Annotated in this window: 16 protein-coding genes; 5 read left to right on the top strand and 11 right to left on the bottom strand. The window is 56.5% G+C overall.

The genetic code is table 11. The features are described 5' to 3' along the window. Positions 1–3 precede the first annotated feature (3 nt). Positions 4–2244, bottom strand: a complete 2241-nt coding sequence (locus ACFFLD_RS00370; RefSeq protein WP_386043750.1) for a putative bifunctional diguanylate cyclase/phosphodiesterase — start codon at positions 2242–2244, stop codon at positions 4–6. A gap of 36 nt (positions 2245–2280) precedes the next feature. After that, positions 2281–5184, bottom strand: coding sequence for a CheR family methyltransferase (locus tag ACFFLD_RS00365; protein WP_386043748.1), 2904 nt, complete (start codon positions 5182–5184; stop codon positions 2281–2283). 681 nt (positions 5185–5865) lie between these two features. Here ACFFLD_RS00365 and ACFFLD_RS00360 point away from each other — a divergent pair. Beyond that, positions 5866–6054, top strand: a complete 189-nt coding sequence (locus tag ACFFLD_RS00360) for a hypothetical protein (RefSeq protein WP_386043746.1) — start codon at positions 5866–5868, stop codon at positions 6052–6054. Between the two features lie 232 nt (positions 6055–6286). Here ACFFLD_RS00360 and moaA read toward each other — a convergent pair whose 3' ends face one another. From moaA to hemN, 9 genes are all read right to left on the bottom strand, one after another. Next, positions 6287–7276 (bottom strand): GTP 3',8-cyclase MoaA, encoded by a 990-nt coding sequence (moaA, locus tag ACFFLD_RS00355; RefSeq protein ID WP_386043744.1) that lies wholly within the window; start codon positions 7274–7276, stop codon positions 6287–6289. Between the two features lie 67 nt (positions 7277–7343). Then, a complete protein-coding gene (locus tag ACFFLD_RS00350; protein ID WP_386043742.1) occupies positions 7344–8606 on the bottom strand; it encodes a molybdopterin molybdotransferase MoeA in 1263 nt (420 codons plus the stop codon). Beyond that, positions 8603–9181, bottom strand: coding sequence for a molybdenum cofactor biosynthesis protein B (gene moaB / locus ACFFLD_RS00345; RefSeq protein WP_386043740.1), 579 nt, complete (start codon positions 9179–9181; stop codon positions 8603–8605). The genes ACFFLD_RS00350 and moaB overlap by 4 nt, the downstream gene beginning before the upstream one ends. A 46-nt stretch (positions 9182–9227) precedes the next feature. Then, positions 9228–10049: a peptidylprolyl isomerase gene (locus ACFFLD_RS00340; RefSeq protein ID WP_386043738.1), complete on the bottom strand. Its 822-nt coding sequence runs from the start codon at positions 10047–10049 to the stop codon at positions 9228–9230. Between the two features lie 55 nt (positions 10050–10104). Beyond that, the gene (gene narI, locus ACFFLD_RS00335) at positions 10105–10797 is read right to left on the bottom strand and encodes a respiratory nitrate reductase subunit gamma (RefSeq protein ID WP_386043736.1); all 693 of its coding nucleotides are present in this window, start codon (positions 10795–10797) and stop codon (positions 10105–10107) included. Positions 10798–10810: 13 nt separating this feature from the next. Continuing rightward, positions 10811–11620 (bottom strand): nitrate reductase molybdenum cofactor assembly chaperone, encoded by an 810-nt coding sequence (gene narJ, locus ACFFLD_RS00330; RefSeq protein ID WP_386043734.1) that lies wholly within the window; start codon positions 11618–11620, stop codon positions 10811–10813. Next, entirely contained in the window at positions 11613–13175 is a 1563-nt protein-coding gene (gene narH / locus ACFFLD_RS00325; RefSeq protein ID WP_386043732.1) for a nitrate reductase subunit beta, read from the bottom strand. Before narH ends, narJ begins: the two co-directional genes overlap by 8 nt. Then, entirely contained in the window at positions 13172–16999 is a 3828-nt protein-coding gene (locus ACFFLD_RS00320; RefSeq protein ID WP_386043730.1) for a nitrate reductase subunit alpha, read from the bottom strand. The genes narH and ACFFLD_RS00320 overlap by 4 nt, the downstream gene beginning before the upstream one ends. A 173-nt stretch (positions 17000–17172) precedes the next feature. After that, entirely contained in the window at positions 17173–18558 is a 1386-nt protein-coding gene (gene hemN / locus ACFFLD_RS00315; protein ID WP_386043728.1) for an oxygen-independent coproporphyrinogen III oxidase, read from the bottom strand. A 202-nt stretch (positions 18559–18760) separates the two neighbouring features. Between hemN and ubiU the strand changes: the two genes are divergently transcribed. The 4 genes from ubiU to ACFFLD_RS00295 all read left to right on the top strand — a co-directional run bounded on the left by ubiU (position 18761) and on the right by ACFFLD_RS00295 (position 23941). After that, positions 18761–19756 (top strand): ubiquinone anaerobic biosynthesis protein UbiU, encoded by a 996-nt coding sequence (ubiU, locus tag ACFFLD_RS00310; protein ID WP_386043726.1) that lies wholly within the window; start codon positions 18761–18763, stop codon positions 19754–19756. Positions 19757–19765: 9 nt separating this feature from the next. Then, a complete protein-coding gene (locus ACFFLD_RS00305) occupies positions 19766–20719 on the top strand; it encodes a U32 family peptidase (protein ID WP_386043724.1) in 954 nt (317 codons plus the stop codon). 140 nt (positions 20720–20859) lie between these two features. Next, entirely contained in the window at positions 20860–23313 is a 2454-nt protein-coding gene (locus tag ACFFLD_RS00300; RefSeq protein ID WP_386043722.1) for a DmsA/YnfE/YnfF family dimethyl sulfoxide reductase, read from the top strand. 10 nt (positions 23314–23323) lie between these two features. Further along, positions 23324–23941, top strand: a complete 618-nt coding sequence (locus ACFFLD_RS00295; RefSeq protein ID WP_386043720.1) for a DMSO/selenate family reductase complex B subunit — start codon at positions 23324–23326, stop codon at positions 23939–23941.

Here is a 23941-nt window from a genome sequence, read left to right as displayed (position 1 = left end):
GGGTTAGCTATGCGAAAGCATGGACTGGAATTCCCTGGCTTCCAGTGGATACGCAAGCAGGAAGCCCTGGATACGGTTGCAACCATGCGCTTGCAGCCAAGAGAGCTGTGAGTGAGTTTCAACTCCTTCAGCCACTGTTCTAAGTCCAAAGGCCTGAGCCATGTAAAGGGTGGCTCTGGCGATCGCTTCATCGTGCTCATTTTCGCCCAACCCATCGACAAAGGATTTGTCGAGTTTAAGCTCCGCCAAAGGCAGACGCTTTAAATTGATCAAGCAGGAATAGCCGGTACCAAAGTCATCGATCGACAGTTCAATCCCCCCCTCATGAAGTTCGCGTATCTCCTGGTGGACAATATCGGAGCGTTCGGTAAGCGTACTCTCAGTAAACTCTACTTGGAGCTGGCCTGGTGATATATCGTATCGGGTCATAACATCACGTAGGCGGGAAGCAAATTTCCCTTCCCGAAAAGCTTTGGGACTGACATTGAAAGAAATCACCGGAGGCTTGAGTCCCACCGTTTGCCACTCATGGATATCCTTGCACAACAGCTCTTGCACCCGCCAACCCATCTCAGTGATCAAGTTGGATCGCTCAGCGATATGAATGAAACGCTCTGGGCTGATGGGTTCCTTCTCAAGTTTATCCCAGCGCAGCAGTGCCTCCGCCCCCACCAGTCTTTGGGGCTCATTGGCATCGAATTGAGGATGATACACAAGACGAAGTTCACCATTGGTGAGCGCGTGGCGCAGCGCCTCCTCAATGGCGGTGTCATCCAGTATCTGTTGATGTAGCTCTGACTTGTATAACCGGAGCCGGTTGCGCCCCTCAGCCTTGGCGCAGTACATCGCCATGTCGGCTGCCTGTGATAAGGTGTCCACGTCTTCGCCGTCTTGAGGATACAAGGCTAGCCCGGCACTCGCCGTGACGCGCAAGTTGCGCTCCCCGACACTGAACGTTCCAGCAAACTCGGCCACCAAGCGTTGAGCAATAAACTCAGCCTCCTCCTTACCGCATTCGGTAAGAACGACGGTAAATTCGTCACCGCCGATCCTTGCGACCGTATCTCCGTCTCGAACCCACTCACGAAGTTGGCTGGCCACCTGAACAAGGAGTTCATCTCCCGCCTCATGGCCAAGCGTGTCGTTAATATCCTTGAAATGATCCAAATCCAAAAAAAGCAGCGCTGCCCCTCCTCCACCAGGCTTCACCTTATCAATGGCCTGTTGGGCTCTCTCACGGAACAAACTACGATTAGGAAGCCCCGTCAGGGCGTCGTGGCTAGCCAAATATTCGATCTTGCGCTGCGAGTCCTTGATTTGGCTAATATCAGAGAATACCGCGACTAAATTGCGTGGTTGCCTTTCATCGCCACTAAGGTGATTGATAGTCAGCCACTGCGGGTAGATCTCACCACTCTTGCGACGCCCCCAAATTTCTCCCTGCCAGCAGCCCCGCGCACTAAGGCTCTCCCACATCTGTTTGTAGAAGGCATGACCTTGACGAGAGGACTTAACCAGACCGCTCATGGTAACGCCCAGAACATCGCTCTCGGTATAGCCGGAAATAGAGGTAAAGGCCTTATTGATAGACTGAATGCAGCCCGTGGGATCCATCACCACGATTGCCTCGCCGATTTCCTCAAACACCCTAGCGGCAATGCGAAGTTTATCTTCCGTTAGCTGTCGCTCGGTAATGTCGATTAGTGCGCAACGAAAGCGCATAGCGTCGGGATCATCAGAAGGCTCAACCACACTCTCCATACGCACCGTACGGCTAACGTCTTCACCGACGGCCAATGTCAGGTCGACGGCAATCGTATTACGTGCCGAGGCGAGTCCACGTCGGTGTAGGTAGAGGGCATCCTGGGATTCAGGAGCGACAAAAGCAGACAGCAAGCTGCCTACCAGATCAGAACCAGGAGCCAGGAGTTGAGCGGCAGCTCGATTGGCCTCCAAGATACATCCTTGTGCATCCAGAAGAAGATAACTCATTGGCGCTAGTTCAAAGAGATCACGATAGGCGTCCTGGGCAACTTTCCAGGCTACTTCAAGCCGGTCTCGGGTTTGCTGAAGCTCCTCGTTCTGGATTCGAAGCTCTTCCTGATGTAGCTCCAGTTCGGATACTAACGACTGAATGTCCGCATTGGTCCACGTGGATACATCGGTTAGGCTCTGGTCTAGGCTTTCGCGAGCAGCCTCCCTAAGCGAAGTGGATGATAAAGACCGAAGGTCGTTATGGTTCATGATCCGAGTTCCTTTCGATGGTTACAAAGACTAGGGTTAGGTCCTTTGCACCTTGATGGTAAGCAGGATCATGGCCGAACCACCTTCCAGTGCTAGTGGACGCCCATTTATGCGCAAGCATGCCGGATCAGGGTCACCGAGCTCCATGCTCAGCTCGAAGTTCTCGAAAGCGCGCCCTTCGGGCAGTACCTCGGCTAACAGAGTTCTTAACGCGGGGTGGTCCCACTTTCCTGTACGCAAGTCAAACAGGCTCTTGCCTTCCACTTCATGCGAGGGCAAAAGAAAGGAGCTATAAAAGCTGTTATTGGCGGTCACTACCTGGAATGTCGGATCAAGCACCAATAACGGCTCAACCATGGTGTCGACAACGGAGCGAAGCATGGTTTCGCGCTTGGCGATGCTATGCGCCGCCTGAATATCCTGAAACGTGCAGACCACGCCGCGAATGACATTTCGAGTGCTACGGTAGGGCTGGACGCGCAGTAGATACCAATGCCCGGTCTTGGTTTGTACCTCTATTTCTTTGGTGACCAGGTTATCCAGCACGGCATCGGCATCGTCAAGCAAGGAGTCGTAACAAAGCTTAGTGGTCAGTTCGCTCAGGGGCCGACCAATATCTGACGTGCGCACGGCGATCAATTTCTGAACGGGAGCGGTGAAACGTTTGATATTCAGGGATTCGTCAAGAAACAGGGTGGCGAGATGAGGGCTATCCAAGAGATTTTTCAGGTCGTCATTAACCTCTGTCAGGTCATCGACACGAATATTGAGTTCGGCATTGACGCTACGCAGTTCCTGATTGAGAGATTCCACTTCCTCTTTGGCCGCTTCCAGCTCTTCGTTGCTACTCTGAAGCTCCTCGTTCATGGATTGAAGCTCCTCGTTCAGCGACTGCAGCTCCTGATTGGCGGCCTGCATCTCCTTGAGCGCGATCTCCTTTTCTTGACGAAGGATGTCCAGTTTCCTAGTGAGTCGCGCCTCGGCCTCACTGCCCCCGCTATGGGTGTCTGCAGCATCGATGTTAGCGCCTTCAGGCTGATTGGCCGCCGTCACCTCGTCCGTTAAAGGCACGACCTGCATCGCCACAAGGTGAAACCCCGCTAGCGCTTTGGGTGTCCTAACCATTCTCACATCAAGCCGAACCCGTTCGGAGTCGCCGTCCGTTAGCACCTCGACCTGCTGGCTGACATGGTCTGTATCGCCGCTGGATACCTTCTGTAGTGCCTGACTTAACGGAGCACGTAAGCCTGGACGGGCCATCTCCAGCAACTGATTACGGGCGGGGCCGCTGGCAGGCTCGAGAAAGCGGCCAGTCCTGCCATGAACATAAATCACCTCACCCCGGTCATTGACCACTACCGCTGGTGGGGCGAACTGAAGCGCGAGCAGGCACTCGACATTATGAGAAAGCGCCTCACTGGACTGTTGTGTGGCGCTCCTGGCCGAATCTCCAAAGGGCAGTGAACGACGGTGACGGCTGGGGCTGGGCATATCCAACAATCGGGGCGTCGAATAACCTTCGGCCACACGGTAGATTCGGCTGTCCTTATCTACCACAGAGAAAGCCTCGGTCTGATGGTCCAGGCTTTCAGAGGGACCCAACATCATTAGGCCCTGGCTGCGCAAGGCGTAGCGGAATACCAGCAAGAGACGCTCTTGTTGGTCTCGCTCGAGGTAAATCATAAGGTTGCGACAGGTAATGATATCCAAACTGGTAAAGGGCGGATCCTGTAAGACGTTGTGCTCGGCAAACACAACCATGTCGCGCACATCACGATTAATCCGCACGGTATCGCTCTCGGCATTGAAATGCAGCTGCATTTGTGACTCGCCAAGATCTTGGCCGATACTGGAGGGATAGCGACCCACTCGAGCCTTCTCGATAGCGGATTGATCCACGTCGGTGGCGAAGATTCTGACTGTCGGAGGCTGTTCCCAGTCTGCAATACAATCCTGAATGAGAATAGCCAGGGTATAAGCTTCCTCGCCCGTGGCACACCCCGGCACCCAGGCCCGGAACTCCTGTCCCGTTCGGACAGACTGCTTAAGCATCGCCGGCAATAAGTCTCTTAGTGAAGCCCAGACGCGAGGGTCCCGGAAAAAGTTGGTAACGCTGATAAGAAACTCTTGAAACAGGAGATCGACTTCCTCGGGATGGTCCTGCAAATAAACCAGGTACGTTTGAGGCTCAAGGATCTGTCGTAAGTCCATGCGGCGTTCCAGACGACGATTCAGGGTACTGACCTTGTAACCCGAAAAATCGTGACCGGTACGATACCTCACATGATGGAGTATCTTTCTCAACATGTCTGGGGGTATAGCATGCTGTTGGTACTCAACCTGCGTTTGGCGATGGCTTTGCGTACTGAGGTAGCCTGCCAAGGTAGCCGGCATATCCTCTACAGGCAGCACATAGTCAACCTGGTGGGTGGCGATAGCATTGGCGGGCATATCACCGTACTCGGCTGTGTTTGGATCCTCAGCCATTACCATCCCGGCCTGGGACTTGATAGCGGTAATGCCGAGGGTGCCGTCGCTTGCTGTGCCAGAAAGAACGACCCCCACAGCGCAGTGACCTGCTTCTTCCGCGAGCGAGCGAAACAACGTATCAATAGGATGCGGAACTCCAGCCCGATACGTTGGCGTATCTGCCTCTGCGCCTTCTCGGCTCCCTCCGGATCGCACTAGTTGTCTTTTGCATAGTATCCACCCATCGTCGGGAACCGCCACGTACACTCTGTCCGACACCAAGTTTTCACCCTCTTCGGCCAACTGTACCGGCAGGTCCATATGAGGCCCCAAAATGTCGGGCAACAGGCTGCGCTCACCTTTAGGATGATGAGTCACAATAATGTACGCCGCTCCCGTATCGGCAGGTAGCTTGGCAAGAAAGGATTTAAGGGACTGAAGCGACCCTGCCGAGCCCCCAATGCCAACCATCGGCAAGGCATTTATTGCATTGTGGTCGTTCGTGGGGGCATACGCTCGTCTCGTGCTGACTAAATGGGATTTTCCTGAAGCTTAATACTATATGTTTTTTATCATTGTTGTGACCCTGCTTTAGGTTGCACATCAGCATTTACCGTTGCCTCGTTCACCCTTAAGCGTCACTCATGAGGCCGAGCTAAAAAAATATATCTTGTTGTTAATTATATCTAAATCATTTGGCGCGGCGGTATTAATCAAAAATATAATATAGGTTATTATAACTCTAAGCCGGCTAATCATTATCTGGCTCATTAATTGCCGTATTATTCACACCCTCATTTTTGGAAAATAAAGAAGGTAAGATAGTCGTCGTTTAGCACTGACTGACCGGATCTTATGTAGGTGTTATTATCTACCTCTCTCCAAGCACATAGAAAGCGCATAGAAAGCACATAGGGAACATCGTTCTACGTTTAAGCAGCGCCAGTATCACCTCATTAGGTACCCGTTAACCCCTGAACCAATGCGGATAGCCATGTTGCGCTAACCGGGGCAAGTTGTTTTCAATTCATGCTGAAACAATGTGAGGTGTAGCGAGTCCGAGTCAGATCAGCGCTAGTCAAATACCATTAATTAGGCTATAGCTAAGGGTAGAATAACTATACACCTCTCAAAAGGAACCAGGAGGTTCATATGAAAAAGTGGATAATGATGGCCGTTGCGAACTGGTTTCGTAAGCCGGCCAACCGGCAAAAAGCCAAAGACGCCTGGAACAAGTACCAAGGGCGCAAGACGGGACAACAGTCACCCCAACAGCCTCAGGCAACCCCGCGCAATACTCCGGAAAGGCGGCCAAATGACCACACTAACAACCGACCTTAAACACTAAAGCAATAACATATATTAAAAATTCAAACGTATTTACGAAAAGATACGAGCAAGCCTCGCCGGGCAACTGGCGAGGCTTGCTGCCTTTAGGCATTAGCGATAAACACTCACGGTTAATAAACAGACAAGTTTATTCTGAATAACACCATTCAACCGTTATACCTCCGCAACAGCAATGGTTGTGAAAGGCTTTCTAAAAAGGTGGGCTAGCGTTGTTTAAAACGAATTATCCGCCAGTGGCATTCATAAACCTCACTATTTGAACGTCACCATCAGTAGTGAAATGGTGGCGCTCCGGTTTTTTCTGCATGGCCGTCACTATGCTTGCTTTGAGGCGTTGGCTATCGCCAGGATAGCGCCGCATCACGGCGCGTAAGTCGACCGAGTGCTCGTGACCCAAGCAAAGTAACAAACGCCCTTCCGCGGTCACCCGGACGCGATTACAGGCATCGCAAAAATTATGGCTATGAGGGGAGATAAACCCAATGCGTGAATGGCTGTCTGCCATACGGTAGTAACGTGACGGCCCCAGGGTGGTCTCGGTGGTGGGCAGGAGGGGATAATACGGCTCAATGGTTTCGCGTACTTTATCGGTAGAAAGGAAAGTTTCGCCACGGTGATGCTCGCTGATAGCACCTAACGGCATTTCCTCTATAAAACTGATATCTACCTGCTCATCCCGTGCGAAATTGACCAGATCGAGAATCTCTTCATCGTTACGCCCCTTGAGCAAGACCGCATTGAGTTTGATAGACGCAAACCCCGCGCGACGGGCTGCGCGAATACCCGCGATCACCTGGTTAAGATCTCCGGTACGCGTCAATGCTTTAAAACGCTCGGGTTTGAGTGAATCAAGGCTGATATTGAGCCGATCAAGCCCCGCCTGGCGCAACGCATCAGCATGTTTGACGAGCCCTGCACCATTGGTCGTCATGGCCAGTTCGCGCAGGCCTTCAAGCCCCGCAATATTCTCCACTAACGTCAGCACCCCCTGGCGTACCAGTGGCTCACCGCCGGTCAGGCGAATCTTTTCCACGCCCAACTCAACGAATGCCTTCGACAGCATGGCTATCTCTTCAAGCGTAAGGAGCTGGGCGCGCGGCAGAAAGGTCATCTCTTCCGCCATGCAGTAAACGCAACGAAAGTCACAGCGGTCAGTCACCGATATGCGCAGGTAACGCACCGTGCGGCCAAAGCCATCAACCAACGCATTCATTTGTGGTCTCCTCTAACGGGACGGGCATCGGGGAACGGGCGTTATGCGTCACACCAGCAACAGCGTTTCAAGCAGCGAACTGGCTGATGGGGTAGTAGACGTAGTCGCCCCCTTCCACTACATCGGTGTCCGCATTCACCATCAGATAACCATGGGCCTGACTTGCCGCGCTGAGCATATGCGAGCCCTGCCCACCGGCTAATTGCGCGACCGGCTCTTCGTTTGACCCATCCAGCACTACCCTTAGCAGTTCGCAGCGCCCCCGCGGGCCTCGCTTGGCAAAGCCTGCCTTGACGCTATAGCGCTGTAACGCCATCGGACGCCTGCCTTGCATAACGTGGATAAACGGCAGCGCTAATAGTTGCCAGCCCACCAAAGAAGCCACAGGATTTCCCGGCAGCGCGATTAACGGTGTGACGGAAAACCTCCCGGCGTCTAGATAGCCAAACGCAAACGGCTTTCCAGGCTTCATGGCGACGCCGTGAAAATGCAGCCCGCCACGCTGTTCAATCACCGGTCGTACGTGGTCTTCTTCACCGACTGAAACGCCCCCGGTGCATAGCACTACATCGGCAGCGCTTTGGGCATGATCAAAAGCGTGATGCAAGGCATGAGGCGAATCGGCGGTGACGCCCAAATCAACCACATCGCACTGCGCCTGTGCCAACAGAACGTTGAGCATGGCGCGATTGCTGTCATACACCTGCCCTGGTGAGCGCAAAGCACCCGGGGCTATCAGCTCATCGCCGGTTGATAGTAGCGCCACCCGCAGGCGCCGTTTAACGCTAACGGTATCGATACCGTGGCTTGCCAACAGCGCTATTGAGGCAGCATTGAGATATTCTCCCGCCGCAAGCAGTTGGGTTCCTGCACACGTTTCCTCGCCTTGGCGGCGAATGTTAGCGCCTTTCACCAGCGCACCTTCAAGGTGAACATGACCATGCTGGTCAAGGGTGACGCGCTCTTGTGGCACCACGGTATCGGCACCCACCGGCACCGGCGCGCCGGTAAAAATACGTGCACAGCCTCCCGCGGGAAGCAGCAATACCCCGGCTCCGGCGGGAACGCGCTGAAGAACCAGTAGCCCTGCCCCACCAAGGGAAGCGTGATAGTCGGCCAGACGCAGTGCATAGCCATCCATCGCGCTGTTGTCTACTCCGGGCATATCGAGAGGTGCCACCACCGTTTGCGCCAGCACTCGTCCTGCCGCGCTGTCCAGGCTTATATCCTCAATTGAATCAAGCGGGGAAGCTGCATCGATAAGCCATTGGCGTGCTTTAAACACGTCCAGCAAGCCAGGGGTAACCACCTCACCACACTGGCAGTTCATAAGTGCTCCAGCTCATTTGACGTCGGCGCCGGATGACGCCCACTGCACGGGGTCACAGAAGGTAAGACCATCGCCACAAAGTTGCAGGGCCGGGTGCGGGCGTCCAACTGCAAGGAGATAATTCTTTCCCACGCCAAGGTGCACCCCTTGGGGGAGCCGGGCATTGTAAAAATAAGCGTTTGATTAGCGACCCCCGCCACGGCTCGCGACTGAATCGTCGCCGTGCCAATGGTTTGCAAGGAGTAGTACCGGAACAGCTCGCCGTAGCCCTCGACGGCCTTGTCAAACAGAGGTGTCAGCGCCTCGGGAGTGGTATCTCGACGCGTAAAGCCAGTGCCGCCGTTAACCAACACCACTTGAATATCAGTACGCATGATCCACTCAGAGACCACCGCTCGCAGCTGATAGATGTCATCGGGTACGATGCGGCGCTCCGCCAGGAGATGACCATTTTTACTCAGTTGTTTTACAAGCTGATCGCCACTGCCGTCTTCATCGAAGCCACGCGTATCGGACACCGTCAACACTGCAATGCTAAGCGGGATGAAAAGCGCATCCGCAGGAACATGGGACATTACACTCTCCTAAAGCTTTCCTATTGCAACAAACAATTGCATCAAGCTATTGCATCAAACTGCCGCCAGCATCGTCATCCAGCACGATCCCTTCGACGCCAATGTCACTTTCCAGCGCCAGCAGGTAGTGGCGTAACGCACGCCGGGTCGCCTGTTCGCGCAAGCTGTGACGCACTTGATCAGCCACCTGGTCAAAAGGTAACGACCGCCCTTCCTGCCGTTTATCGATACTCACCACATGCCAGCCATAGCGAGACGCCAAGGGGCGCTCGTGCAACCCTTCCGGCAAGTGCTGCAACGCGCGATCAAGTTCAGGCACGGTCTGCCCTGGTACCAGCCAGCCCAAATCACCGTCCATTTCCTTGGAAGGACAAGCAGAGTGGTGTTGGGTAAATTCGGCAAACCGTTCGGGTATCAGCGCCAGTTCGTTAAGCAGCTTTTCGCCCAGTTGGTAGGCTTCATCGCGCCCCTGGGAGTCATCGGGGGCGGCGGCCAGCAGGATATGCCGCACGCGTAACTGGGTCGGTTCACTGAAGCGCTCACGGTGGGTGTCAAAAAAGCGCTGGCAATCGGCCTCATCAGGTTCGGGGACTTCCAGTTCCTGTTCGAGCAAAGCGGCAATGGCCGCGTCCTCTTGCGCTTCGGTCGGATCCTCAGAGGGCATCAGACCAAGCACGTTAGCCCGCTGACGCAGCAGTTCCCTGACCACCAGAGCGCGGGCCGCTTGGAGCTGGGCCTCTCCCGCCGTGTCGGCGGGGTGATACTGCATTTCCAACGCAATCGTTGCTTCATCGATGCTGGCGTTGCCGACGCGTACCAGGGGCGCCGCAGCGCCGCCGGGTAGTTGTTCTATATCTATCATCTGCATGTTATTTCTCCTCTCGATAAAACTGAGTGAGCGAAAGCTGTGCACAAGCCAGTTTTTAGCCCCGGCGACGGACAAGCTGATAACGCCGGGTAACATACCCAAACGGGGCGCTCCACACATGCACCAGCCGGGTGAATGGGAACAGCAGAATAATGGTCAACCCCAGGAAGATATGAACTTTGTAGATCCACGAGACTTCCTGCATGTAGTCCGCCGCACCACCGCTGAAGAAGACAATGGACTGTGCCCAGCTGGAAAGTGTCAGCATCATCTCGCCGTCCATATGCCCCAGCGAAAAGAAGATAGTGACCAACCCCAGGCTTGCCTGAACCACCAGAATGGCAAGTATCAAGGTGTCCATCAGGCTAGAGGATTGGCGCACGCGCGGCATGAACAGGCGGCGGTATAACAGCATGCCCCCGCCCACCAGACACATGACGCCGGCAATACCGCCCACCACAATAGCCACCAGCTGTTTAGTACCGGCATGCAGGAATGGCGCGTAGACCCAGTGTGGTGTCAGCATGCCCACCAAGTGGCCGAAGAAGATCACGATAATACCGATATGGAAAAGATTGCTGGCCAGGCGCATGTTTTTCGATGACAGCATCTGGCTGGAACCGGTCTTCCAGGTGTACTGGCCATGATCAAAACGAAGCAGGCTTCCGAGTAGAAATACCGTGCCCGCCAGATAAGGGTAGTAACCATAGATCAGATGGGTGAAGTAGTGCGCAATCGCGTCGTACATAGCGGTTCTCCTATTAACGATTGGCAGAAGAGGTTGAAGAGGCGGGCGTCATGATGCGCACGGCCTCGCTCTTGACGGTATTCTTGCGCTCAGCAAGACGACGGCCTTCGGCAGACTGCAAAGCGCAATCTTCGTCTGACGTCGCCGAGAAGCGCACCGCTTCTTCTTCCCAAACCGCATCCAGTGCTTCAGGCGTGTTGTCGGGTTTTTCCTGTTTGACCTGTGGCCGATGCTCTTCGACATCTCCTTCGGCCCCGATCAACGCCAAGAGTGACAGCGGCACCAGGGCGTGATCCGCCCCTCGCTCCTCAAGGCGCGCGGTGAGCAGCGCCAGGATGTGGCGTATTTCGCCCAGCCAGCGGCCGATCTCGGCGTCGTCACATAACGAAAGGTACTCAAGAAATACCGGCAGGTGGTCCGGCAGCTCGCGGGCATCCAGTTCGAAACCGGCCGCGCTGTATTCGGCCATCAGATCGACCATCGCCTGACCACGATCGCGGGATTCGCCGTGAACGTGCTCGAACAGCAGTAAAGAGGTAGCGCGTCCTTTATCGAACATCGCCACGTACTCGGCCTGCAGCTCCATCAAATCAGCGTCTTGCAGTTGCTGACACCACTGCATCAATGACGATTTGAGAGCCGCCCCCAGGCGGCGCTCGGCGTTGAGGATTTCGATTAGCTCGCCGCAGGCATCCTGCAATTCCCGAGTCGGGTAATCGAGCAGGCGGGCCAGCACACGCAGGCTACGCATGCCCTGGACTGACTCGTACGATGGGTCTACCAGACCAGCTGTGTCAGGCGATTGGATAGCAGCGTCAGTCATGACGAGTCTCCTCAAGTTGGGGCTGCGGCTCGAAGACTTCGACAGGCTTGACCAGCACGCTGGTCTGCTTGCGGCCGTTAAACAGGTTGGGCTGGCTTTCACCGTGGCAGCCATCGCCAAAGGTAAAGCCGCATCCGCCCCGTTCGGGGAAGGCTTCGGTAGCCATTTCGCGATGGCTGGTGGGGATCACGAAACGATCCTCGTAGTTGGCAATGGCCAGGTAGCGGTACATTTCTTCCACCTGCGCCTCGCTGAGCCCCACCGCCTCAAGCACCTTGGCATCCGGGGCGCCTTCCACGTGCTTGCCCCGCATATAAAGGCGCATCGCCATCAAACGCTTGAGCGCCAGCACCACAGGCTTTTCTTCGCCGGCAGTCAGCAGGTTGGCAAGGTACTTCACCGGGATACGCAGCGATTCGATCTTGGGCAGGATACCGTCGAACTCGACATGCCCGGCCTCGGCGGCGGATTGAATCGGCGAAAGCGGCGGCACGTACCACACCATCGGCAGCGTGCGGTATTCCGGGTGCAGCGGCAGCGCCAGCCCCCAGTCAATCGCCATCTTGTAGACCGGTGAGGCCTGGGCGGCCTTGATCACGTTTTCCTGAATGCCATCCCGCTTGGCCTGGGCAATCACTTCCGGGTCATGCGGATCCAGGAAGATCTCGCGCTGACGGTGATAAAGGTCGCGCTCATCGGGTGAGCTTGCCACTTCTTCAATGCGGTCAGCGTCGTAGAGCAATACGCCGAGGTAGCGAATACGGCCTACACAGGTCTCTGAACAAATGGTCGGCTGGCCGGACTCGATGCGCGGGTAGCAGAAGATGCACTTCTCGGACTTACCGCTTTTCCAGTTGTAGTAGATTTTCTTGTACGGACAGCCAGAGATACACATGCGCCAGCCGCGGCACTTGTCCTGGTCGATCAGGACGATACCGTCCTCTTCGCGCTTGTAGATCGCACCACTGGGGCAGGACGCCACACAGGTGGGGTTCAAGCAGTGCTCACACAGGCGCGGCAGGTACATCATGAAGGTATTTTCGAACTGGCCGTAGATATCCGCCTGGACCTTGTCGAAGTTGGCATCCTTGCGCCGCTTGGCAAACTCGGTGCCCAGGATCTCTTCCCAGTTCGGGCCCCATTCGATCTTTTGCATGCGCTTGCCGGAAATCAGCGAGCGCGGGCGCGCCACCGGCTGATGCTGGCCAATTTTGGCGGTATGCAGATGTTGGTAGTCGAACGTGAACGGTTCGTAGTAGTCGTCCATCTCGGGCAGGTCGGGGTTGGCGAAGATGTTCGCCAATACCCGCCACTTGCCGCCGATGCGCGGCTCGATCCGTCCGTCGGTGCGACGCATCCAACCGCCCTTCCACTTGGTCTGGTTTTCCCACTCTTTGGGATAGCCGATACCGGGTTTGGTCTCGACATTATTGAACCAGGCGTATTCCATACCCTCGCGGCTGGTCCAGACATTTTTGCAGGTCACCGAACAGGTATGACAGCCGATACACTTGTCGAGGTTGAGGACCATGCCTACCTGGGAGCGAATTTTCATTTCACGGCCTCCTGAGCACTGTTATTCCTAGTACTGTTATTCAGAGCCACGTTCTCCTGGACACTGTCATTGCCTTCATCATCCAGCCAGTCAACGTGTTTCATCTTGCGTACCAACACGAACTCATCGCGGTTTGAGCCGACAGTGCCGTAGTAGTTAAAGCTGTAAGAGAGCTGCGCGTAGCCACCGATCATATGAGTGGGCTTGGGACAGACACGGGTCACCGAGTTGTGGATACCGCCACGCGTACCGGTGACTTCGGAGCCTGGAACGTTCACTTGACGCTCCTGCGCGTGGTACATCATCACCATGCCGTCCTTGACCCGCTGGCTGACCACGGCCCGTGCCGCAATCGAGCCGTTGGCGTTGTAGACCTCGATCCAGTCGTTGTCCTCGATATCGATTTCCGCTGCGTCCGCCTCGGAAAGCCATACCACCGGGCCGCCGCGGTTGAGCGTCAACATCAGCAGATTGTCTGAATAGGTGGAGTGAATACCCCACTTCTGGTGCGGCGTGAGGAAGTTCAACGCCTTGCTCTTGAAGCCATTATCAGCAGGGAGCTGGAAGCCCTTAGCTGCCTTGGTATCGATGGGTGGACGATAGACCAGCAGGCTTTCGCCGAACGCGCGCATCCAGGCGTGATCCTGATAGAACTGCTGACGGCCACTCACGGTGCGCCAGGGGATCAGCTCGTGAACGTTGGTGTAACCGGCGTTATAAGAGACGTGCTCATCTTCAAGACCAGACCAGGTCGGGCTGGAGATAATCTTGCGCGGCTGGGCCACGATATCGCGGAAGCGGATTTTCTCTTCATGCTTGGGTCTTGCCAGGTGGGTGTGATCGCGCCCGGTAATCTTGGACAGCGCATCCCACGCTTTTACCGCCACTTGACCGTTGGTTTCGGGTGCCAGGGTCAGAATCATTTCGGCGGCATCGATAGCGCTATCGATCAACGGGCGACCTTTGTGCGGCCCATCCAGTTTGCGATGGTTGAGTTTACCCAGCAGTTCGACTTCTGCATCGGTATTCCAGGCGATCCCCTTGCCGCCGTTGCCGATGCTTTCAAGCAAAGGCCCAACAGAGGTGAAGCGCTCATACGTTTCAGGGTAGTTACGCTTGACCTCGATCAGCGAGGGCATGGTCTTGCCCGGAATTGCTTCGCATTCGCCGTTTTTCCAATCCATCACCGCCGGCTGAGCCAACTCTCCTGGCGAGTCATGCTGCATCGGCAGCGTGACCAGGTCAGTCTCCTCGCCCAGGTGTCCTACGCACACCTTGGAAAAGGCCTTGGCGATACCCTTGTAAATATCCCAATCGCTACGTGATTCCCACGCCGGGTCGGTCGCTGCGGTCAACGGGTGGATAAAGGGGTGCATGTCAGAGGTATTGAGATCGTTCTTCTCGTACCAGGTCGCTGTCGGCAGCACGATATCCGAGTAGAGACAGGTGGTGGACATACGGAAATCCAGCGTCACCAGCAGGTCGAGCTTGCCTTCCGGTGCCTCCTCACGCCATACCACTTCTTCAGGCTTCTGGCCGCCGAAGTCGCCAAGGTCCTTGCCCTGAATACCGTGACGGGTGCCCAGCAGGTACTTGAGCATGTACTCATGGCCCTTACCGGAGCTGCCCAACAGGTTGGAGCGCCAGATGAACATGTTGCGTGGGAAGTTTTCAGGCGCATCCGGGTCTTCTGCAGCAAAGCGCAGTTCGCCACTTTTAAGCTGCTGGACGGCATAGTCCGCGGTAGACATGCCCGCCGCTTCGGCTTTTTTCGCCAGGCGCAGCGGGTTAGTGTCCAGCTGCGGTGCCGACGGCAGCCAGCCCATGCGCTCGGCGCGCACGTTGAAATCGATCAGGCTGCCCGGGTAGTCTTCAACCTTGGCCAGCGGCGAGAGGATTTCCTTGATTTCCAGCTTTTCGTAGCGCCACTGGGAAGAGTGGCTATAAAAGAAGGAGGTGGAGTTCATGTGGCGCGGCGGGCGCTGCCAGTCAAGGCCAAAGGCCAGCGGGGTCCAGCCCGTTTGTGGACGCAACTTCTCCTGGCCCACATAGTGCGCCCAGCCACCGCCGCTCTGACCGATACAGCCACACATCACCAGCATGTTGATCAGGCCACGGTAGTTCATGTCCATGTGGTACCAGTGGTTCATACCGGCACCCACGATGATCATGCTGCGTCCGTTGGTCTTGTTGGCGTTGTCGGCAAATTCACGGGCAATACGGGTGCATTGTTCAGCCGGAACGCCGGTGATTTTCTCCTGCCACGCCGGGGTATAAGGACGAATCTGGTCATACGAGGTGGCGCCGTCGTCTTCACCGTCTCCGGCAAAACCACGGTCGATGCCGTAGTTGGCACACATCAGGTCAAAAACGGTAACGGCCAGCATCTCGCTGCCATCGGCTCTCTTTAGCCGCTTGGCGGGCAAGTTGTGGAACAGCAGGTCATCGGCGGCGCCAGCACCGGCCCCTTTTACGTGTTTGAAGTGTTCATGTTCAATGCCACCGAAGTAGGGAAACGCTACCCGCGCAACGCTGTCGTGATGCTCGGCCAGGCTCAGTAGCGGTTTGATTTCGGTGCCTTCAGCGTCCAGCGATTCCAGGTTCCATTTGCCCACTTCATCGCCAGTTTCACCCCAGCGGAAACCGATGGAGCCACGCGGTACCACTAGTTGGTCACGGGTTTCATCCCAGGCAACGGTTTTCCACTCGGGGTTGTTTTCCTGACCCAGCGCGGCATCGAAATCGCTGGCACGCAGCTGGCGGCCAGGGGCGAAACTGCCATCTTCACGTACCTCAAGCTCTACCAGAAACGGCATATCGGTATAGCGACGCACGTAATCGGTGAAATAGGCGCTGGGATTCTCAAGGTGAAATTCCTTGAGAATGACGTGCCCCATGGCGATCGCCAGGGCGGCATCGGTGCCCTGCTTGGCAGACAGCCATTCGTCGGTGAGTTTGGAAACCTCGGCGTAGTCCGGGGTAATCGAGACGGTCTTGGTGCCTTTGTAGCGCACTTCAGTAAAGAAGTGAGCATCCGGGGTACGCGTTTGGGGAACGTTAGAACCCCAGGCGATGATGTAGCCGGCGTTATACCAGTCAGCGGATTCCGGAACGTCGGTCTGCTCGCCCCAGGTCATCGGTGACGCCGGTGGCAAATCGCAGTACCAGTCATAGAAGCTCATGCAGACGCCGCCAATCAGCGACAGGTAGCGGCTGCCCGCCGCATAGCTGACCATCGACATGGCGGGAATCGGCGAGAAGCCAATGATACGGTCGGGACCGTACTGCTTGGCTGTGTATACGTTCGAGGCGGCGACCAGCTCGTTGAGCTCATCCCAGTCACCGCGCACGAAACCGCCCATGCCGCGAGCACGCTTGTACTGCTTGGTCTTGGCCGGGTCTTCGACGATAGATGCCCAGGCCTCTACCGGGTCCGGATTGGTCTTGAGCGCTTCGCGCCAGAGCGCCAGCAGCGGCTTACGGACCAATGGGTACTTGAGGCGATTGGCGCTGTACAGATACCAGGAGTAGCTGGCACCGCGTGGGCAGCCACGCGGTTCATGGTTGGGCAGGTCGGGACGGGTACGCGGGTAGTCGGTCTGCTGGGTCTCCCAGGTAACCAAACCGTTTTTGACGTAGATTTTCCAGCTGCAAGAGCCGGTGCAGTTCACACCGTGCGTGCTGCGTACCACCTTGTCATGCTGCCAGCGGGCACGATAGCTATTTTCCCACTCGCGGGATTCGCTGCGTAATTCACCGTGCTCGTTGGCAAAAGGCTCGCGGGACTTGCGGAAGAAATTCAGCCGATCTATGAAGTGACTCATGGTCGATCTCCAGGCTCCTCGGAAATTTGCATACCCGCCAGGCGGGTTCCATGGAGTAGATTCTGCGCGATCGACAAGAGAATTACTGCGTGATTACCTCCATATACACCCTCTCTACCCCCAAGGTGATAGAGCGGCCCACAGATGGGAATAGACGCTTGAAATGGATGACTTCATACCGTGCGCGAATAGCGATTTTCGGCTGGTTTCAGATAGGCATCGAAGGCCATGGCCAGATTGCGGACCATCAGCCGCCCCGGCGGCAGCACTTCGATTTCATGGTCGCGTAATGCAATCAGACCGTCGTCCGCCATCTCTTCCACGCTCGCCAAGGCACTCGCGAAGTAGCTTCGAAAATCAATATTGTGACGAGCCTCGATAGCGGCGAACTCAAGACGACCGTGGCACATCAAGGTGTTGATGACATCACGGCGCAGCCGATCGTCGTCACTAAGGCGATAGCCCCTAAAGACCGGCAAGCGACCTTCATCCAGACGATGCTGGTACTGGGCCGTCTCCTTGACGTTCTGACTATAGGTATCGCCGACCTTACCGATAGAGGTGACCCCCAGCCCAATCATGTCGCAATCGGCGTGGGTGGAATAGCCCTGGAAATTGCGCTGCAGAGTGCCATTTTCACGTGCCAGGCTCAGCTCGTCATTCGGTAGCGCGAAGTGGTCCATCCCGATGTACACATACCCGGCGGCCGTCAGGCGTTTGATGGTCAGCTCCAGCAACTCCAGCTTGCGCTCGGGCGGCGGCATGTCCTCGGGGCGAATCAGCCGCTGCGCTTTAAACAGCTCAGGCAAATGAGCGTAACTGTAGGCCGCGATGCGATCCGGCTGCAGGGCAATGATTTTTGCAAGCGTGGTATCAAAACTCGCCACGGTTTGCAGTGGCAAGCCATAGATCAAGTCAACACTGACCGAGTCAAACCCCGCGTCGCGGGCTGCCTTGACCAGCGATACCACCTGCTCTTCGCTCTGGACCCGGTTGACCGCCTCCTGCACGTCGTGATCAAAGTCCTGAACACCGAAGCTCAACCGATTGAAGCCCAGCGCGTATAGCTCATACACCTGTTCGGGTGTCACGGTGCGCGGGTCGACCTCCAGCGAGAATTCGCGCTTTTCAGGCGCGGCGAAATGAAAGGCTGCATCGAGCGCCTCCATCAGGTCACCTAGCTGCGCGTTGCTTAGATAGGTCGGAGTGCCGCCGCCCAGATGCAGTTGGGTCATTTTCCGGGAACTATCAAATAGCGCCCCCTGAACACCAATCTCCTGCTTTAACCATTCGAGGTATTCAGCCGCTCGCTCGGTATTGTGGGTAATGATCTTGTTGCAGGCGCAGTAATAACACAGGCTTTTGCAGAACGGGATATGCACATACACCGACAGCGGCTTCGGCTCTTCGGCCCGGTTGCTGCGCTCGGCAGCGCTACGATAATCATCTTCGGCGAAGGCTGCATGAAACTGCGGCGCGGTGGGATAAGAGGTGTAACGCGGCCCTGGACGGTCATATTTTTCCACCAGGGGACGATTGAAGAGCAGGTCATCTTGCATGATCGGAAAAGTCTCTAGCAGTGGGTGAAGCAAGCGTAGATTAATATTCGTACAGTATACATTTTATAAACCGTCTGCCCCCCAGCATACCGGCTCTGTGGCGCTCCTCGCTTTTTGAAAGCCCCTCCCTTATGACCTGTGTCAAAAGCTGACCAGAAAAGGTGACTAAAATGCTCGGACTTTTATCGCTTGGAGTCTCGCTATGGAGCTCGTATGCCCCGCTGGTAACCTGCCCGCCCTGAAACGTGCCATTGACGAGGGAGCTGACGCGGTTTATTTCGGTTTCCAGAATTCTACCAATGCGCGCCAATTCGCCGGGCTAAACTTTACCGATAAACGTGCCCGTGAAGGTATCGATTATGCCCACCAACGCGGCAAGCGTGTTTTTTGCGCGATCAATACCTACCCCCAGCCCGATGGCTGGCAACAGTGGACCCGGGCCGTCGATCAAGCCGCTGAGTTAGGGGTGGACGCGCTGATTCTCGCCGATATGGGGCTGCTGGATTACGCGACCCAACACCACCCAGCACTCTCGCGACACCTGTCGGTGCAGGGGTCAGCAACCAGCCATGAAGCGTTGCGTTTCTACCACGAGCACTTTGGCATCAAGCGCGCCGTGCTGCCAAGGGTATTGTCGATCACTCAGGTACGCGACCTGGCCAGGCACACCCCCGTGGAATTGGAAGTGTTCGCCTTTGGCAGCCTGTGCATCATGGCCGAAGGCCGCTGCTATCTCTCTTCTTATCTCACCGGCGATTCTCCCAATAATCGCGGCGTTTGCTCACCGGCTGCCCATGTCCGCTGGGAAGAAACCCCTCAAGGCTTGGAGTCGCGGCTTAACAATGTGCTGATTGATCGCTACGCCGAAGGCGAGCATGCAGGCTACCCCACCCTATGCAAGGGCCGCTTTGAGGTCGCCGGTGAGACGTACCACGCCATCGAAGAACCCACCAGTCTCAATACCCTGGAACTGTTACCGGAACTCCGTGAACTGGGTATCAGCGCGGTCAAGATTGAAGGTCGTCAGCGCAGCCCTGCCTATGTCTCGAAAGTGGCCGGCATCTGGCGTCAGGCGCTCAACCGCCTGGAAGCCGAGCCTGAGCGCTTTCACCCAGAAGCCACCTGGATGAACGGCCTTGCCGAGCTTTCCGAAGGAGCGATTACCACCCTGGGCGCCTACGAGCGGCGCTGGAAATAGGAGCTAAAGATGACCCGCACAACCACGCCACCGATCTCAGCCCCCACCCCTTTGCAACTCTCCCTCGGGCCGGTACTTTTTTACTGGACCCGGGAACGCTACCAAGCGTTCTATCGCGACGCGGCCGACTGGCCGGTAGACATTGTTACTCTGGGCGAAACGGTCTGCTCCAGGCGACGCGACATGAAGCTGGACGACTGGCTGGGCATTGGACGCGAGCTTACCCAGGCTGGCAAGCAGGTCGTTCTCGCCAGCCAGACCTTGATCGAGTCCGAAGCCGATTTGCGTGACTTGCGCAAGCTGTGTGACAACGGTGATTTTATCGTCGAGGCCAATGACCAAAGCGCCCTGCAACGCCTCTCAAAGGCAGGGTTGCCGTTCATCGCAGGGGCCGCGCTCAATCTCTACAACCCACCCACTCTGCAGGTCCTGGCGCGTGCCGGTATGCAGCGCTGGCAAGCCCCAGTGGAAATGTCGCAGCAAGGCTTGGCTCAGCTGATCAGCGACTGCCGTCAGGCGGGAATACCCCACCCTTGCGAAGTGTTTGCCTATGGGCACCTGCCTTTGGCCTGGTCGTCACGCTGCTTTACCGCTCGGCGCCATCAAACACCCAAGGATCGCTGCAAGTTTGTCTGCCAGAAGTATCCCGAAGGCTTGGTGCTGCGCTCACAGGAGTCCCACGATGTATTTACCCTGAACGGTATTCAAACCCTTTCCAGCGCCTGTCAGGATCTGCGCCACGAGCTTTCCACCATGGCGCAGATGGGCGTTTCAGTGGCACGACTTAGCCCCCGGGCACAGGGAATGGCCGAGGTCGTCAACGCCTTCGATCAGGCTCGACACGGCAAACTGCCTGCTCCCGACCCGTTGGCACTGGTGGAGGCCGACGTCTGCGACGGATACTGGTATGGCCGACCAGGCATGGAGAGCACCCGTAACAAGGCCGCCATGATTCCGTCCTAAATGGCAGCGAGAAGCATCCTCAAATGATATCAAAACTCTTTTACAAACAATGACTAAGTGACTAAACATTGATGCGTGACAACTCCGCTTCCAGCCATCGCCCTATAGTGAAATAACTATCCTCCTAAAGGGCATCGGCAATGGAAAACGAGTCTTCAACTAGTCTCCTCCATCAGGTTTTCAATCCGAACGTCAGCCGCAGGGACGTGTTAAAGACGGGGTCCGCCGGCACCTTGGCGCTGGCGGCGAGTTCCATCCCGCTTCCTTTTGTGTCGGCCAGGGCGTCGGCCCAGGCTGCGCCAGCATCTGAGGCAGAGGAGCGCGTAGTATGGAGCGCCTGTACGGTCAACTGTGGCAGTCGCTGCCCCTTACGCATGCATGTACGCAACGGCGAGGTCAGCTGGGTAGAGACCGATAATACCGGGCTTGATGAATACGGTGAGCACCAGGTTCGTGCTTGCCTACGTGGCCGTTCGATGCGGCGGCGTATCTATAACCCTGACCGCCTGAAGTACCCCATGAAGCGTGTCGGCCCACGTGGAGAGGGAAAATTCGCCCGTATCAGTTGGGATGAGGCCTACCAACTGCTCGCCGACAACCTCAAGCGTATTATCGCTGAGTACGGCAATGAGGCTGTCTATCTCAATTACGGTACCGGTACCCTGGGCGGCACCGTCACCAAATCATGGCCACCTGCTTCATCGTTGGTGGCGCGCTTGATGAATCTCTGTGGTGGCTACCTCAACCATTATGGCGACTACAGTACCGCGCAGATCTCCGAAGGGCTCAACTACACCTACGGTGGCTGGGCCGCGGGCAATAGCGTTTCAGATATCGCCAACACCCGACTACTGGTGATGTTTGGCAACAATCCCGCCGAGACACGCATGAGTGGCGGTGGCATTGTCTATCACCTCGAGGAAGCTCGCCAACGCTCCGACGCGCGGATGATCGTCATCGATCCACGCTATAGCGACACCGCCGGGGGACGCGAAGACGAGTGGGTGCCCATTCGCCCGGGTACCGACGCCGCCCTGGCGGCGGGTCTAGCCCATGTGCTGATCAGCGAAGACCTGGTCGACCAGCCGTTTCTGGATCGCTATTGCGTTGGTTACGACGAGCGCACTCTGCCCGAAGGCGCGCCAGCCAACGGCCATTACAAGGCTTATATTCTTGGCGAGGGGCCCGATGGGGTCGCCAAAACGCCTGAGTGGGCCTCGCGCATCACCGGCATTCCTTCTCGGCGGATCGTTCAGCTCGCAAGGGAGATCGGCTCTACCAAGCCGTGCTATATCGTTCAGGGGTGGGGGCCCCAACGACACGCCAATGGTGAACTGGTCTCGCGCGCCATCGCCATGCTGGCCATTCTTACCGGTAACGTGGGGATCAATGGCGGCAACAGCGGTGCCCGTGAAGGTGGGTACGCTATTCCCTTTGAGCGTTTTCCTACCCTGGAAAATCCAATTGACACCAGCATTTCCATGTTCACCTGGACCGATGCCATTGTTCGAGGCCCCGAGATGACCGCCACCCGCGACGGCGTTCGCGGCAAGGATAAGCTAGACGTCCCGATCAAGTTTATCTGGAACTATGCCAGCAACTGCCTGGTGAACCAGCATTCCGACATCAACCGCACCCACGAGATCCTGTCCGATGAAAAGCTCTGCGAGATGATCGTGGTCATCGATAACCACATGACCTCCTCGGCACGCTACGCCGACCTGCTGCTCCCTGACCTGACGACCTCCGAGCAGATGGACTTCGCCATGGATGCCAACGCTGGCAACATGAACTACCTGATCTTTGCCGACAAGGCCACCGACCCCCTGTTTGAATGCAAATCGATCTACGAGATGTGCAGTGAAATAGCCGCACGCATGGGCGTTGGCGAAGCGTTTACCGAAGGCCGTACGCAGGAGGAGTGGTTGCGTCACCTGCTCGCCAAGAACCGCCAGCGTGACCCGGAACTGCCTGATTTCGAGGCGTTTCGCGAAATGGGCATCTACAAGCGCAAGAACCCAGATGGCTTCTTTGTGGCTTACCGTGACTTCCGGCGCGACCCACAGGCGAATCCGCTCACCACCCCTTCCGGCAAAATCGAGATTTACTCCGAGGCACTGGCCAAGATCGCTGCCGAGTGGGAGCTTGCAGAGGGAGATGTCATCGATCCATTGCCGATTCACGTTTCCACCTTCGATGGCTGGGACGCACCGGAACGAGCCCAATACCCGTTGCAGTTAATCGGTTTCCACTACAAGGCACGCACGCACTCCACCTACGGCAACGTAGCACTGCTCAAGGCCGCTGCCCGCCAGGAAATGTGGATCAACCCCATCGATGCCCAGGCACGCGGGATCGACAACGGCGACAACGTGGAAATCTATAACGGGCATGGAAGGGTCCGCATCGCCGCCAAGGTAACGCCGCGCATCTTGCCCGGCGTGGTGGCGCTTGCTGAGGGTGCCTGGTATGCCCCAAACCGCAGCGGCACGGACCAGGCCGGCAGTATCAACGTGCTGACTACCCAACGACCTTCGCCGCTGGCCAAGGGTAATCCTTCGCACACCAACCTGGTCGAAGTGCACAAGGCCTGAGGAGGACGTCATGACGCAATACGGTTTCTACATTGATTCCAGCAAATGTACTGGCTGCAAGACCTGCCAACTGGCCTGCAAGGATTACAAGGATCTTGACGTCGACGTGAACTACCGGCGTATCTACGAGTATGCCGGTGGCTCATGGCAAGCCGATGGCGACACCTGGCAGCCATCAATCTTTTCCTATTACCTGTCAATCGCTTGCAACCACTGCGCAGCGCCCGCCTGCGTACCGGTTTGCCCTAGCGGTGCAATGCATAAGCGCCAAGAAGATGGTCTGGTCGTGGTGGATACCGATACCTGTATCGGCTGCAAATCCTGTGCGATGGCATGCCCCTATGGAGCCCCTCAGTACAACGCACGCAAGGGCCATATGACCAAGTGCGATGGCTGCTACGAACGGGTCGCTGAAGGACTCAAGCCTGTGTGTGTAGAGTCATGCCCCCTGCGGGCGCTGGATTTCGCCCCGATAGAGGAGCTACGCGAACGTTACGGCACCCTTGATGAGGTAGCCCCGCTTCCGCCGGCATCGTTCACCGGCCCCAGCATCGTGATCAAACCGAACCGCAATGCGCGTCCAGTGGGCGACACCACCGGTTCTCTCGCTAATCCCAAGGAGGTGTGA

The organism is Vreelandella sulfidaeris (genome assembly GCF_042429665.1).
Taxonomy (GTDB): domain Bacteria; phylum Pseudomonadota; class Gammaproteobacteria; order Pseudomonadales; family Halomonadaceae; genus Vreelandella.
The sequence above is the reverse complement of the archived record's forward strand: the minus strand, read 5'-3'. Positions and strand labels throughout refer to the sequence as shown.